This is a genomic window from Kitasatospora sp. NPDC059803 (genome assembly GCF_042732255.1).
Taxonomy (GTDB): domain Bacteria; phylum Actinomycetota; class Actinomycetes; order Streptomycetales; family Streptomycetaceae; genus Kitasatospora.
Genome location: NZ_JBHWIJ010000008.1, coordinates 34,702 through 47,680, shown reverse-complemented (window position 1 = coordinate 47,680; position 12,979 = coordinate 34,702). Strand labels below are relative to the sequence as shown.

Sequence of the window (12,979 nt, the reverse complement as noted above, 5' to 3'; positions counted from 1 at the left end):
GCGCCGCGCCGGCCCCCCGCGCCCCCCCCCCCCCCCGGGGGGCGGGGGGGGGTGTGTCCCGCGCCTCGGCCCCGGCGCCCCGCCCCCCTTCGCGTGCACTGCGCGAAGCCCCGGTGCTCAGCCGCGCCGGTGGCGGCCGCCGCTCTGCACGGCGTCGGCCTCGGTGCTCTCCACGGCGCCGCCGGCCTTCCGCTTCTTGCGCTCGCGCAGGACCTCGATCAGGATCGGCGAGATCGAGAGCAGGACGATCAGCAGCACCGCCGGGATCAGGTACTTGTCGATCACCGGGGCGAGCGCGTCGCCGAAGAAGTAGCCGATCAGCAGCATGGACTCGGTCCAGAGCACGCCGCCGACGACGTTCCACAGGAAGAACGTCCGGGCGGGCATCTCCAGGGTGCCCGCGACCGGGTTGAGGAAGGTCCGGACGATCGGCATGAAGCGGGCCAGCACCACGGCCTTGCCGGGCCCGAACTTGTTGAAGTACTCCTCCGCCTTCATCACGTACTCGCGGCGGAAGATCTTCGACTCGGGCTTGTCGAACATCTTCGGCCCGACCTTGACCCCGATCAGGTGCCCGAGCTGGGCCCCCGCGACCGCGGCCACCGGGGCGCCGACGAGCAGGACGGCGATCGGCAGCTTGGCGCCGTCGCCGAGCACCGACGAGGCGGCGTTCGACGCCGCGACGCCGGCGATGATCAGCAGTGAGTCACCCGGGAAGAAGAAGCCGACCAGCAGGCCGGTCTCCGCGAAGATGATCGCGATCAGCCCGATGGCGCCGACGGACGAGATCAGTGATTTGGCGTCGAGAAGGTTGACGGCCAGCTGGTTGTAGTCCACGGCCGCAGGATAGCTGGCCGTTCTGTCCGGAGGCTTCGCCCGGCAGGTGTATCCGGTGTCCGCCGAACGTCGTAGGAGCGGGCCGTCCGCGTCGTCGCCGGCGACGGTCCGACTGGCGGGCTCCTGCTGACCTGCGGGCACGAGTCTGGGAGGATGGCACGGGCGTCCGGTCCGCAGCGGCACACCACCCTCATTGCCGTACCGCGGAGGTCGCTCGAACCTTGGTGCCGGAGAGCCACACCGCAGCGCCGCGCGTCGGCGGCCGGCACGGAGTCGTACCGAAGGCGTACACAGCGTCGGACAGCACCGTCCGTACGCCGCAACCCGACAGGAGCGGATCGCATGCCCATCGCAACTCCCGAGGTCTACAACGAGATGCTGGACCGGGCCAAGGCGGGCAAGTTCGCCTACCCGGCCATCAACGTCACCTCGTCGCAGACCCTGCACGCCGCACTGCGTGGTTTCGCCGAGGCCGAGAGCGACGGCATCATCCAGATCTCGACCGGTGGCGCGGAGTTCCTGGGCGGCCAGCACAACAAGGACATGGTGACCGGCGCCGTGGCGCTGGCCGAGTTCGCGCACATCGTCGCCGCCAAGTACGACATCACCGTCGCGCTGCACACCGACCACTGCCCGAAGGACAAGCTGGACGGCTACGTCCGCCCGCTGCTGGCGGTCTCCGCCGAGCGCGTGGCCAAGGGCCGGAACCCGCTGTTCCAGTCGCACATGTGGGACGGCTCGGCCGAGACCCTCGCCGACAACCTGGCGATCGCCCAGGAGCTGCTGGCCCAGGCCGCCGCCGCCAAGATCATCCTTGAGGTCGAGATCACCCCGACCGGCGGCGAGGAGGACGGCGTCACGCACGAGATCAACGACGAGCTGTACACCACCGTCAACGACGCCGTGCGCACCGCCGAGGCGCTGGGCCTGGGCGAGAAGGGCCGCTACCTGCTGGCCGCCTCGTTCGGCAACGTGCACGGCGTCTACAAGCCGGGCAACGTCGTGCTGAAGCCGGAGCTGCTGCGCGAGCTGCAGGACGCGATCGGCAAGCAGTACGGCAAGACCGACCCGTTCGACTTCGTCTTCCACGGCGGTTCGGGCTCGACCGCGGCGGAGATCGCCACCGCGCTGGAGAACGGCGTCGTGAAGATGAACCTGGACACCGACACCCAGTACGCCTTCACCCGCCCGGTCGTGGACCACATGTTCCGCAACTACGACGGCGTGCTGAAGGTCGACGGCGAGGTCGGCAAGAAGAACACCTACGACCCGCGCACCTGGGGCAAGCTCGCCGAGGCGGGCATGGCCGCCCGCGTGCTGGAGGCCGCGCAGCAGCTGCGCTCGGCCGGCAACCGCCTGAAGTGAGCCCGGTGGCCGGGCTGAGCCCGGCCACCGTGTGAACGCGGATGCGCCCCCCGGTGGACTTCACCGGGGGGCGCACCTGTGTTGTGGGTCCGCTGCCTCAGCAGCCGTGCGGGTCTACTGCTTCAGCTCCGCGTACGCCTCCGCGCTGCTGTCCTTCAGGAACTGCCAGCAGCGGGCCTCCTCCTCGGTGTCCTTGATCGCGCCGGCCGCCCGTGCGAGCCCGGCCAGGCAGCGCAGGAAGCCGCGGTTGCCGCGGTGCTCCCACGGCACGGGGCCGTGGCCCTTCCAGCCGTTGCGGCGCAGTGCGTCCAGGCCGCGGTGGTAGCCGGTCCGGGCGTAGGCGTAGGACTCGACGTAGCGGCCGGCCGCGTAGGCGTCGTCGGCGAGCATCGCCCAGGCGAGGCAGAAGGTCGGGAAGTCGGCGGCCACCTGGGTGGGTGAGGCCGATTCCTCCGCCAGCATGCGGTAGGGCTGCTCGTCCTCCGGGAGAAGGGTCGGGTCGGGGCCGTCGAGAAGATTCCGGTGAATCGCCATGCAGGCAGTCTGCCACCCGAGACGCCAGGGTCAACCGCCGTCCCGGGATCGGCGGCGGCGGCCGGACGCCTGCATACCCGGTATGTGGACATTCACCCGTTCGCCATGTCAGGGTGTCGATCATGCCCGCAGCCAGATCCGCCGCCAGGAGCAGCAGTGCCCGCGGCCGACGACGCCGCCGGCCGCCGCGCCGGCTCGGGCCCGGCATGCTCGCGGCGCTGGTCACGGCGGTGGCGGTGCTGGGCGGTACAGCGGCCGTGCTGACCCGCTCCTTGGACGCGCCCGACGGCGGGCCGACCGCCCAGGCGCGGATCGCCCCGCCGACCGAACAGGCCCCCTCGCCCGCCGGCCCGACACCGACCCCGACGCCGACCGACACCCCGAGCGAGCCCCCCGCCCCGCCCTCGCCGCCCGCCCCCACCACGCCCGACCCCGGCCCGGCCAAGGGCGCGGGCACCTTCAGCATCGCCGCCGCCACCGCCCAGCCGGTCGGACGCGGCACCGTGCGCCGCTACCGGGTGGAGGTCGAGGACGGCATAGGCATCGACGCCGCCTCCGCCGCCGCCCAGATCCACGGCTTCCTCGGCGACAAGCGCGGCTGGACCAACGACCGCAAGAACGGCTTCCAGCTGGTCGCCGGCGGCGGGTACGACTTCACCGTGAAGATCGCCTCGCCGGCCACCGTGGACCGGATCTGCGGCGCCTCCGGCCTGGACACCCACGGCGAGGTGAACTGCAACGTCGGCAACCAGGTGCTCGTCAACTCCAAGCGCTGGAACACCGGTTCACCGCAGTTCAGCGGCCCGCTCGACGAGTACCGGGCGCTGATCATCAACCACGAGGTCGGCCACCGGATAGGCCACGGGCACGAGACCTGCCCCGGCCCGGGCAAGCCGGCGCCCGCGATGATGCAGCAGATCTACGGGCTCAAGGGCTGCGAGCCGAACGCCTGGCCGTACTCGGAGAACGGCACCTACCTCAGCGGGCCGTCGGTGCCGTAGGACGCCCCCTGAAGCGCGGCTACCCGAGCACCGGCAGGTACTCCCGCAGGTCGCTGCGCTCGCCGGAGGCGGAGACCGCCGCCGCGTCCACCGCGGCCGCCCAGTCGGCCCGGCCGGTGGCCAGCCGGATCCAGGTCAGCGGGTCGGTCTCGACCACGTTCGGCGGGGTGCCCCGGGTGTGCCGGGGGCCCTCGACGGCCTGCACGACGGCGTACGGCGGGATCCGCAGCTCGACCGCGCCGCCCGGCGTGCGGTCGGCGAAGGCGTCGGCCAGCAGCCGGGTGACGGCGGCGACGGCCTGGCGGTCGTGCGGGAAGCCGTCGAGGCCGAGCGCGGCGGCCAGGTCGTCGGCGTGCACGACGGCCTCCACCAGCCTGGTCACCAGCATGTCGGCGAGTGTCATCGAGCCGAGCCGGATCTCGAACCGCCGTACCGGGTCGGCGGCTTCGGGCCGGTCCAGCAGGCCGGTCAGCGCGTCCGCCGCCCGGGTGAAGGCCTGCGCCACCGAGGCCGCGTCCCCGCCGAAGTCGCCGGCGGCCCTCGCCCGGGCCTGCTCGTCGAGCAGCGGCGCGACCGTGCCGACCGCGGCCACCCACCCCGGCAGGTCCAACGGCGCCCGCCCCTCCAGCGGATCGTCGAGGTGCTCGGGGACGAAGGCGAGCTGGACGGCGAGGTGCGCGATCAGCTCGCGGACCGTCCACTCCCCCAGCCTGGTCGGCCGGGCCAACCACTGCTCGGCGTCCGGGCGTTCACAGAGCTGCCGGACGGCGTCGCGCAGCGCGCCGGTCTGCGCCGCGAGCGCGATGCGCACCTTCTGCGGCTGGTAGGTACGGGGCTTGGGGGGCATGGCCCCCAACATACGCCGAAGGGCGGACGGCCCCGTCGGACCGTCCGCCCCTCGAACCGTGCGGGTCAGGCGAGCAGAGCCTCGATGACGCCGGTGTGGGCGTCCTTCAGCTCGGCCAGCGAGACGGTGAACTGGCCCTGGACGTCCAGGGATTCGCCGTCCACGACACCGATGCGGGTGGCCGGCAGGCCGCGCGCGGTGCACATGTCGTTGAACCGGAGCTCCTCGCTGCGCGGCACCGCCACGACGGCGCGGCCGGCCGACTCGGAGAACAGGAACACGAACGGGTCCGCGCCCTCGGGCACGATGATCCGCGCGCCGTGGCCGCCCTTGAGGCAGCTCTCCACGAGCGCCTGACCGAGGCCGCCGTCGGAGAGGTCGTGCGCGGCGTCGATCATGCCGTCGCGCGAGGCGGCGATCAGGATGTCGCCGAGCAGCCGCTCGCGCTCCAGGTCGACCTTGGGCGGCAGACCGCCCAGGTGGTCGTGGACCACCTGCGACCAGGCCGAGCCGCCGAGCTCGTCCGCGGTGTCGCCGAGCAGGTAGAGCAGCTGCCCCTCCTCGGCGAAGGCGGCCGGGGTGCGCCGGGTGACGTCGTCGATGACGCCGAGCACCGCGACCACCGGGGTCGGGTGGATGGCGACCTCGCCGGTCTGGTTGTACAGCGAGACGTTGCCGCCGGTGACCGGGGTGCCGAGCACCAGGCAGGCGTCGGCCAGGCCGCGGGTGGCCTCGGCGAACTGCCACATCACGTCCGGGTCCTCGGGGGAGCCGAAGTTGAGGCAGTCGGAGATCGCGAGCGGCTTGGCGCCGCCGGCCGCGACGTTGCGGTAGGCCTCGGCGAGGGCCAGCTGGGCGCCGGTGTACGGGTCCAGCTTGGTGTAGCGGCCGTTGCCGTCGGTGGCGACCGAGACGCCGAGGTTGGTCTCCTCGTCGATCCGGATCATGCCCGAGTCCTCGCCGACCGAGAGCACGGTGTTGCCGAGCACGTAGCGGTCGTACTGGTCGGTGATCCAGGACTTGGAGGCCTGGTTCGGGGAGCCGGCGACCTTCAGCAGGTCGGCCTTGAGGCCCTCGCCGGTGGTCGGGCGGGCCAGCCGCTCGCCGGTGGGGGCGTCGGCCTGCAGCGCGTCCTGCCAGCTCGGGCGGGCGTACGGGCGCTGGTAGGTCGGGCCCTCGTGGGCGACGGTGCGCGGCGGCACGTCGACGACGAGTTCGCCGTGCCAGAAGATCTCCAGGCGCTCGCCGTCGGTCACCTCACCGATGACGGTGGCGATGACGTCCCACTTCTCGCAGATCTCCAGGAAGCGGTCGACCTTGCCGGGCTCGACGATGGCGCACATGCGCTCCTGCGACTCGCTCATGAGGATCTCCTCGGGCGAGAGCGTGTTGTCGCGCAGCGGCACGGTGTCCAGCTCGACCCGCATGCCGCCGGAGCCGGCGCTCGCCAGCTCCGAGGTCGCGCAGGACAGGCCGGCGCCGCCCAGGTCCTGGATGCCCTTGACGAGCTTCTCCCGGAAGATCTCCAGGGTGCACTCGATCAGGAGCTTCTCCTGGAACGGGTCGCCGACCTGGACGGCCGGACGCTTGGTCGGCTTGCTGTCGTCGAAGGTCTCGGAGGCGAGCACGGAGACGCCGCCGATGCCGTCGCCGCCGGTGCGGGCTCCGTACAGGATGACCTTGTTGCCGGCGCCGGAGGCCTGCGCGAGGTGGATGTCCTCGTGCTTCATGACGCCCACGCACAGCGCGTTGACCAGCGGGTTGCCCTGGTAGCAGGAGTCGAAGACGACCTCGCCGCCGATGTTCGGCAGGCCCAGGCAGTTGCCGTAGCCGCCGATGCCCGCGACGATCCCGGGCAGCACGCGCCGGGTGTCCGGGTGGTCGGCCGCACCGAACCGCAGCGGGTCCATCACGGCGACCGGGCGGGCGCCCATCGCGAGGATGTCGCGCACGATGCCGCCGATGCCGGTGGCCGCGCCCTGGTAGGGCTCGATGTACGACGGGTGGTTGTGCGACTCGACCTTGAAGGTCACGGCGTAGCCCTGGCCGACGTCGACCACACCGGCGTTCTCGCCGATGCCGACGAGCATCGCGTCCGAGTCGGGCTTCTTGTCGCCGAACTGCTTCAGGTGGACCTTGCTGCTCTTGTACGAACAGTGCTCCGACCACATGACCGAGTACATCGCGAGTTCGGCGCCGGTCGGGCGGCGGCCGAGAATCTCGCGGATGCGCGTGTACTCGTCCTCCTTGAGGCCGAGTTCGGCCCAGGGCTGGGCGACGTCCGGGGTCTGCTCGGCGTTCTTGACGGTGTCGAGGCTCATCAGGCGTTCACCAGCTGCTTCAGGACGGAAGTGAAGAAGCCCAGGCCCTCGACGGTCGGACCGGTGAGCGGCTCCACGGCGTGCTCCGGGTGCGGCATCAGGCCGACGACATTGCCGGCGGCGTTGGTGATGCCGGCGATGTCGCGGTACGAACCGTTCGGGTTACCGCATCCGTCAGCGGCATCGCCGCGGGCCACGTAACGGGCCACCACCCGGCCCTCCGCCTCCAGTTGGTCCAGGACGCGCTCCTCGGCGACGAACCGGCCCTCGCCGTTCTTCAGCGGAACGACGATTTCCTGGCCCGCCGAGTAATCCCGGGTCCAGGCGGTACCGGTGTTCTCGATGCGCAGCTTCTGGTCGCGGCAGACGAAGTGCAGCGAGTCGTTGCGGGTGAGCGCGCCGGGCAGCAGGTGCGATTCGCAGAGCACCTGGAAGCCGTTGCAGATACCGAGGACCGGCATTCCCAGCTTCGCCTGCTCGATGACGGTGTCCATCACGGGCGAGAAGCGGGAGATCGCGCCGCAGCGCAGATAGTCGCCGTAACTGAATCCGCCCGGCAGGACGACGGCGTCGACCTGGTGGAGATCCTTGTCACGGTGCCAGAGCGCGACCGGCTCGGCGCCGGCCAGGCGGACCGCGCGCTGGGCGTCACGGTCGTCGAGGGAGCCGGGGAAAGTGACGACGCCAACGCGGGTGGTCACTTCGCCGCCTCCTCGACGCGGACGGTGAAGTCCTCGATCACGGTGTTGGCGAGAAAGGTCTCGGCGGCTTCGCGGATACGGGCGAGCGCGGCGTCGTCGACCGGGCCCTCCACTTCCAGCTCGAAACGCTTGCCCTGGCGGACGTCGGCGATCCCGGTGAATCCGAGACGGGGCAGTGCACGCTGCACCGCCTGGCCCTGGGGGTCGAGGATCTCCGGCTTGAGCATGACGTCGACTACGACGCGTGCCACTGGCACTCCCGGTGGTGTCTTCGGTGAGGCGGGGGAACTCCAGACTACCGGGGGTTTCGGGCGGGATTGCTGGCCGGGGCAGGCGACGCGCGTAGACCCGAGACCCTTACGCGGCAAGGGATCCGCGCCCGTGAACCCCCGGCCGGGCCGCGCGGTTTCCACGGATTCGGCCCCCGGAACGAGAACACCCGAAGAACACCCGAATACGGCACTCCGGGACAGATCGACCCGTCCCGCACTCCGGTATCCGGCACTCCGGCGAAGACACGTGAATATCCGGAAAAGAATGCCGGACTCTTCGATTTCGACCCCCTTCGGGTGCAGAATAGGGCCACCTGTCGCGGCAAGTGCTGCGTATCCGGCGGGCCACCAGGCCTGCCCGTATGCGCTTGCGCGAGTGGTGCACATCAGGCCCCCGGACGCACCCCGCGGACCGGCGGCCGAATTGCCCGAGAGGATTGACACCCATGGCTCAGCGTGTAGTTGTCACGCTCTCCGACGACCTGGACGGCGGCGCCGCGGCGGAAACCGTCCACTTCGGCGTCGACGGGAAGTCGTACGAGATCGACCTGTCCGTGGACAACGCGGAAAAGCTGCGGGAGGCCCTCGCTCCGTTCGTCGCGGCCGGCCGCCGCCAGAGCCGCACCGGAAAGTCCTTCCGCCGCACCGCGCTCACCCCGGACCCGGCCGCGGTGCGCGCCTGGGCCCTGTCGCGCGGCATGGAGCTGCCGGCCCGCGGACGCATCCCCAAGCACGTGTACGAGCAGTTCGCCGAGGCGAACTGACCGCCCCGGGCACCCCGGTCGCCCCGCCCGCCTGGACCGAAAGGGTGGGGCGACCACCCCGAACGATGCTGTAGAGTAATCCTCGTCGCCGCAACGGAGAGATCCGAAGAGGCGGCGGGTGCCCCACCAGGCACCATGCGGACGTGGCTCAGTTGGTAGAGCATCACCTTGCCAAGGTGAGGGTCGCGAGTTCGAATCTCGTCGTCCGCTCGCAGTGTGCGAGCACAGCACAACTCCATAGTTAGACCTGCGGACGTGGCTCAGTTGGTAGAGCATCACCTTGCCAAGGTGAGGGTCGCGAGTTCGAATCTCGTCGTCCGCTCCAGAACGAAAGGCCCCCTCGATCGAGGGGGCCTTTCGGCATTCCCGCGCCACCTTGATCCCGGGCCCATGACATTTGTCATCGCCGACCCGTGGATCTCCACCGCCGGCTCATGACGGCGCGCACTGCCCGCCCGACCGGGGAGGCGGAAGGCTTGAGCCATGGAAACGAGCCAGCCCCTGCGCCCCGGCGACAGCGTGATCGAGGTCACCGACCTGCACCGCCACTACGGCACCGGCACCACCGGCTACCACGCCGTCCGAGGCATCGACCTGACCGTCGGCCGCGGTGAGCTGTTCGCCCTGCTCGGCACCAACGGGGCGGGCAAGACCTCCGCCATGGAGCTCATCGAGGGCCTGGCCGCCCCGTCCGGCGGCACCGTCCGGGTGCTCGGCCACGACCCCCACCGGGAGCGCGCCGCCGTCCGCCCGCGGATCGGCATCATGCTCCAGGAGGGCGGCTTCCCCGGCGACCTCACCATCGCCGAGACCGGCCGCAGCTGGGCCGGCATGACCAGCGGCGCCCGCCCGGTCGACGAGGCCCTGGAGCTGGTCGGCCTCGGCCACCGCCGTGACGTCCGCGTCAAGCAGCTGTCCGGCGGCGAGCGGCGCCGGCTCGACCTCGCAATGGCCCTGCTCGGCCGCCCCGAGGTGCTCTTCCTGGACGAGCCCAGCACCGGCCTCGACCCCGAGGCGCGCGCCGCCGTCTGGCGGCTGGTCCGCGAACTGCGCGCCCAGGGCACCACCGTGCTGCTCACCACGCACTACCTGGAGGAGGCCGAGGAGCTCGCCGACCGGCTGGCCATCATGCACGGCGGCCGGGTCGTCACCACCGGCACCGTCGCCGAGGTGATCGCCGGCCGGCCCTCCCGGATCAGCTTCGACCTCCCCGAGTTCACCGGGACCGCGCTGCCGGTCCTCGCCGGGGCCGAGATCGCCGTCGACGGCCGCAAGGTCACCGTGCAGACCGGCGGCCTCCAGCGCACCCTCTTCGAACTGCTCGGCTGGGCCCAGCAGCACGGGATCGCGCTCGGCTCCCTGGACGCCCGCAGCGCCTCGCTGGAGGAGGCCTTCCTCGCCATCGCCTCCGAGGCCGCCCACCAGGCCCCGCCCCAGTCGCCCGCCGCCCCCACCGCCCGCACCGCCCGCCGCCGCCTGATCGGATCCGCCCGATGACCACCGCCACCGCCGCCAAGACCGCCGCCGGCCCGCAGAGCACCACCGCCCGCCGACTGCTCTCCCTCGGCCGCGCCGAGGCCACCCTGCTGCTGCGCAACCGGGCCGCCCTGTTCACCGCGCTGCTGCTGCCGCTGCTGCTGATCGCAGGCCGGCGCAACATGCTCAAGCAGCAGGCCGAGTCCCACCCCGGACTGGACGTCGACACGCTGCTGATCACCGGCACCATCGGCGGCATCCTCGCCTTCGTCGTCTACTACAACCTGACCGCCGCGTACGTCGCCCGCCGCAACGAGCTGGTGCTCAAGCGGCTGCGCACCGGCGAGGCCCGGGACATCGAGATCCTGGCCGGCACGGCGGTGCCCTCGGTGAGCCTCGCCCTGATGATGTGCGCCGTGGTCGGCGTCGGCGCAGCCGCCCTCCTCAAGCTCAGCACGCCGGTGAACCCGCTGCTGCTGGCCGTCGGGCTGGTCCTGAGCATCGCCGTCTTCATCGCACTGGCCGCCATCTCCAGCGCCTTCACCAAGACCGTCGAGACCGCCGGCATCACCACCCTCCCGGTGCTGCTGGTCTCCCAGTTCGGCTCCGGCCTGCTCATCCCGCTGGAGATCATGCCCCCCGGGCTGGCCGACTTCTGCCGCCTGCTGCCCACCACCCCGGCCTTCCAGCTGATCCGGATCGGCTGGACCGGCAGCGACGGCTCGGCCGCCGCCACCGGCTTCGCCGGCACCTGGTCCACCGCCGCCCCGCACCTGGTGACCGGCGCCGTCTGGCTCGGCCTGGCGGTCTGGGGCGCGGTGCGCTACTTCCGCTGGGAGTCGCGCCGCTGACGCCCCGGCGGGCACCCTCTCTGGAAGTGCGAAGGTCAGACCCCCGTTCCGCCTCTGATATGAAGGTAGCGACACGATCTTGATCGATACGGGGAGCGATTCGATGGCCGTCCAGGGGCCGGTTCGCAGATGGAAGGGCTTCGGCAAGCCCCAACGCGCCGAGCTGTACTTCCGCTGGTCGCTCTACATGGTGGCCTGGTGCATCGTTCCGGTGAACCTGGTGCTCAGCGCCTCCTCCGTCGCGAACCTCGACCGGTCGGTCGGCGCCGTCCGGGTCACCCTGGTCGTCTCGCTCGCGTCCACCCTGCTCTGCCTCCGGGCGTTCCGCACCTCGCTCGACCACTACCTGCACCGCCCCACCGAGCACCTGCGCTGGCTGATCGTCAACAGCGCGCTCTCGGTCGCCGGTTCCTGGGCCGTCCTGCTGCTGGGCCCGTCCGCCGCCGAATCCGGGCAGCCCGGAGGGACTCCGTTCACCGCGGCGATCGCCATCGCCATGCTGTGCGCCGCCATCGGTCCGATCAGCGTGGGCCTGCCCCTGCGCCAGGTCTTCCCCGCCGGACTCGGCCTGATCCTGCTGACCGCCCCGGCGATGCTGCTGACCGGGGTGAGCCCAGCCACCACGGCCGGACTGGCGGTCGGGGCGGCGATCAGCCTGACCGCCCTCGTCGGCACCTGCCGCAGCTTCGCCTGGGTGACCGCGATCATCTGGGAACTGGAGACCGCCCGCGAGGCCCAGTCCCGGCTGGCCGTCGCCGAGGAGCGGCTGCGGTTCTCCCGCGACCTGCACGACGTGATGGGCCGCAACCTCACCACCATCGCGCTCAAGAGCGAACTCGCCGTCCAGTTCGCCCGCCGCGGGCGCCCGGAGGCCGCCGACCAGATGGCCGAGGTGCAACGGATCGCCCAGGAGTCGCAGCGCGAGGTCCGGGACGTCATCCGCGGCTACCGCACCGCCGACCTGCACGCCGAGGCGATCGGCGCCCGCGCGGTGCTCCGCAGCGCCGACGTCGCCTGCGAGATCGACCTCGGCGAGAACGCCGACCAACTGCCGCCGCCGATCCAGTCGGTGCTCGGCTGGGTGATCCGCGAGGCCACCACCAACGTGCTGCGGCACAGCGAGGCCGCCCACTGCCTGATCCGGCTGGACCTCCAGGACGGCCGCGCCGTCCTGGAGCTGGAGAATGACGGGGTGCCCGCCGTCCCGCTCCCCTCGCAGGGCGGCGGCACCGGACTGCGCGGCCTGCGCGAACGGCTGGCCGCCCACGACGGCGAACTGACCATCCCCGAGACCGCCCAGGGCACCTTCCGGATGCTCGCCGCCGTACCGCTCTGACCCGCACCCACCGACGGAGGACCGCCCGATGACCGACCCCGCACCCGTGCGTGTCCTGCTCGCCGACGACGAGCACCTGATCCGGGGCGCGCTGGCCGCGCTGCTCTCCCTGGAGGAGGACATCACCGTGGTCGCCGAGGCCGGCTCCGGGCCGGAGGCGCTGGCGATGGCGCAGGCCCACCGCCCGGACGTCGCGGTGCTGGACCTCCAGATGCCCGGCAAGGACGGCATCGAGGTGGCCACCGAACTGCGCCGGCTGCTGCCGGACTGCCGCTGCATGATCGTCACCGGCCACGGCCGCCCCGGCTACCTCAAGCGGGCGCTGGAGGTCGGGGTGCGCGGCTTCCTGCCGAAGACCGTCTCGGCGGCCGACCTGGCCGGCATCATCCGGACCGTCCGGGCCGGCGGCCGGTACGTGGACCCGGAGCTGGCCGCGGACGCGATCAGCGCGGGCGAGACCCCGCTCACCCCGCGCGAGACGGACGTCCTGGAACTGGCCGCCGACGGCACCTCGATCACCGAGATCGCCGAACGGGCGGCACTGTCCCCCGGCACCGTCCGCAACTACCTGTCCTCGGCGGCCGGGAAGCTGGGCGCCGAGAACCGGCACGCGGCGGTGCGGATCGCCCGCGAGCACGGCTGGATCTAGGCCGATCCAGATCGGTCCAGGACCG

13 protein-coding genes and 2 tRNA genes are annotated in these 12,979 nt (G+C 71.9%); 9 read left to right on the top strand and 6 right to left on the bottom strand.

All coding sequences use genetic code 11. The annotated features are described in order from the left end of the window. Positions 1–117 precede the first annotated feature (117 nt). The gene (locus tag ACFV6I_RS02570) at positions 118–837 is read right to left on the bottom strand and encodes a DedA family protein (RefSeq protein ID WP_079135742.1); all 720 of its coding nucleotides are present in this window, start codon (positions 835–837) and stop codon (positions 118–120) included. Positions 838–1,179: 342 nt separating this feature from the next. Between ACFV6I_RS02570 and fbaA the strand changes: the two genes are divergently transcribed. After that, a complete protein-coding gene (gene fbaA / locus ACFV6I_RS02565) occupies positions 1,180–2,202 on the top strand; it encodes a class II fructose-bisphosphate aldolase (protein ID WP_380423333.1) in 1,023 nt (340 codons plus the stop codon). 114 nt (positions 2,203–2,316) lie between these two features. Here the strand turns inward: fbaA and ACFV6I_RS02560 are convergent, their stop codons facing one another. Further along, complete coding sequence (locus ACFV6I_RS02560; protein ID WP_063348524.1) at positions 2,317–2,736, bottom strand: DUF3151 domain-containing protein; 420 nt, start codon at positions 2,734–2,736, stop codon at positions 2,317–2,319. A gap of 122 nt (positions 2,737–2,858) precedes the next feature. On the opposite strand from ACFV6I_RS02560, the gene ACFV6I_RS02555 reads away from it, so the two are divergent. Then, positions 2,859–3,737, top strand: a complete 879-nt coding sequence (locus ACFV6I_RS02555; protein WP_063348523.1) for a DUF3152 domain-containing protein — start codon at positions 2,859–2,861, stop codon at positions 3,735–3,737. A 19-nt stretch (positions 3,738–3,756) separates the two neighbouring features. Here the strand turns inward: ACFV6I_RS02555 and ACFV6I_RS02550 are convergent, their stop codons facing one another. The 4 genes from ACFV6I_RS02550 to purS all read right to left on the bottom strand — a co-directional run bounded on the left by ACFV6I_RS02550 (position 3,757) and on the right by purS (position 7,857). Next, positions 3,757–4,584 carry a sterol carrier family protein gene (locus ACFV6I_RS02550; protein ID WP_380423332.1) on the bottom strand — a complete coding sequence of 276 codons (828 nt, stop codon included), beginning with the start codon at positions 4,582–4,584 and terminating at the stop codon, positions 3,757–3,759. A gap of 65 nt (positions 4,585–4,649) precedes the next feature. Next, on the bottom strand, positions 4,650–6,905 hold the full coding sequence (purL, locus tag ACFV6I_RS02545; protein WP_063348521.1) for a phosphoribosylformylglycinamidine synthase subunit PurL: 2,256 nt from the start codon (positions 6,903–6,905) through the stop codon (positions 4,650–4,652). Further along, positions 6,905–7,606, bottom strand: coding sequence for a phosphoribosylformylglycinamidine synthase subunit PurQ (gene purQ, locus ACFV6I_RS02540; protein WP_363579827.1), 702 nt, complete (start codon positions 7,604–7,606; stop codon positions 6,905–6,907). The genes purL and purQ overlap by 1 nt, the downstream gene beginning before the upstream one ends. Then, complete coding sequence (gene purS, locus ACFV6I_RS02535; protein WP_045692676.1) at positions 7,603–7,857, bottom strand: phosphoribosylformylglycinamidine synthase subunit PurS; 255 nt, start codon at positions 7,855–7,857, stop codon at positions 7,603–7,605. Before purS ends, purQ begins: the two co-directional genes overlap by 4 nt. Positions 7,858–8,324: 467 nt before the next feature. On the opposite strand from purS, the gene ACFV6I_RS02530 reads away from it, so the two are divergent. From ACFV6I_RS02530 to ACFV6I_RS02500, 7 genes are all read left to right on the top strand, one after another. Beyond that, positions 8,325–8,642, top strand: coding sequence for an Lsr2 family protein (locus tag ACFV6I_RS02530; RefSeq protein ID WP_063348519.1), 318 nt, complete (start codon positions 8,325–8,327; stop codon positions 8,640–8,642). Positions 8,643–8,779: 137 nt separating this feature from the next. Next, positions 8,780–8,852 (top strand) — tRNA-Gly (locus ACFV6I_RS02525). Positions 8,853–8,891: 39 nt separating this feature from the next. Then, a tRNA-Gly gene (locus tag ACFV6I_RS02520) sits at positions 8,892–8,967 on the top strand. Between the two features lie 158 nt (positions 8,968–9,125). Further along, positions 9,126–10,139, top strand: a complete 1,014-nt coding sequence (locus ACFV6I_RS02515; protein WP_380339112.1) for an ABC transporter ATP-binding protein — start codon at positions 9,126–9,128, stop codon at positions 10,137–10,139. After that, positions 10,136–10,969 (top strand): ABC transporter permease, encoded by an 834-nt coding sequence (locus ACFV6I_RS02510; protein WP_063348517.1) that lies wholly within the window; start codon positions 10,136–10,138, stop codon positions 10,967–10,969. Before ACFV6I_RS02515 ends, ACFV6I_RS02510 begins: the two co-directional genes overlap by 4 nt. Positions 10,970–11,072: 103 nt before the next feature. Next, a complete protein-coding gene (locus ACFV6I_RS02505; RefSeq protein ID WP_380369807.1) occupies positions 11,073–12,305 on the top strand; it encodes a sensor histidine kinase in 1,233 nt (410 codons plus the stop codon). Between the two features lie 28 nt (positions 12,306–12,333). Next, positions 12,334–12,954: a response regulator transcription factor gene (locus ACFV6I_RS02500; protein ID WP_350876631.1), complete on the top strand. Its 621-nt coding sequence runs from the start codon at positions 12,334–12,336 to the stop codon at positions 12,952–12,954. The last annotated feature ends 25 nt before the right edge of the window (positions 12,955–12,979 follow it).

Bases quoted from the DNA above. Each gene is read 5' to 3' on its own strand.
- ACFV6I_RS02560 (WP_063348524.1), bottom strand. From the start codon at position 2,736: ATGGCGATTCACCGGAATCTTCTCGACGGCCCCGACCCGACCCTTCTC.
- ACFV6I_RS02505 (WP_380369807.1), top strand. From the start codon at position 11,073: ATGGCCGTCCAGGGGCCGGTTCGCAGATGGAAGGGCTTCGGCAAGCCC.
- ACFV6I_RS02530 (WP_063348519.1), top strand. From the start codon at position 8,325: ATGGCTCAGCGTGTAGTTGTCACGCTCTCCGACGACCTGGACGGCGGC.
- ACFV6I_RS02550 (WP_380423332.1), bottom strand. From the start codon at position 4,584: ATGCCCCCCAAGCCCCGTACCTACCAGCCGCAGAAGGTGCGCATCGCG.
- ACFV6I_RS02500 (WP_350876631.1), top strand. From the start codon at position 12,334: ATGACCGACCCCGCACCCGTGCGTGTCCTGCTCGCCGACGACGAGCAC.
- purL (WP_063348521.1), bottom strand. From the start codon at position 6,905: ATGAGCCTCGACACCGTCAAGAACGCCGAGCAGACCCCGGACGTCGCC.
- ACFV6I_RS02515 (WP_380339112.1), top strand. From the start codon at position 9,126: ATGGAAACGAGCCAGCCCCTGCGCCCCGGCGACAGCGTGATCGAGGTC.
- ACFV6I_RS02555 (WP_063348523.1), top strand. From the start codon at position 2,859: ATGCCCGCAGCCAGATCCGCCGCCAGGAGCAGCAGTGCCCGCGGCCGA.
- ACFV6I_RS02510 (WP_063348517.1), top strand. From the start codon at position 10,136: ATGACCACCGCCACCGCCGCCAAGACCGCCGCCGGCCCGCAGAGCACC.
- fbaA (WP_380423333.1), top strand. From the start codon at position 1,180: ATGCCCATCGCAACTCCCGAGGTCTACAACGAGATGCTGGACCGGGCC.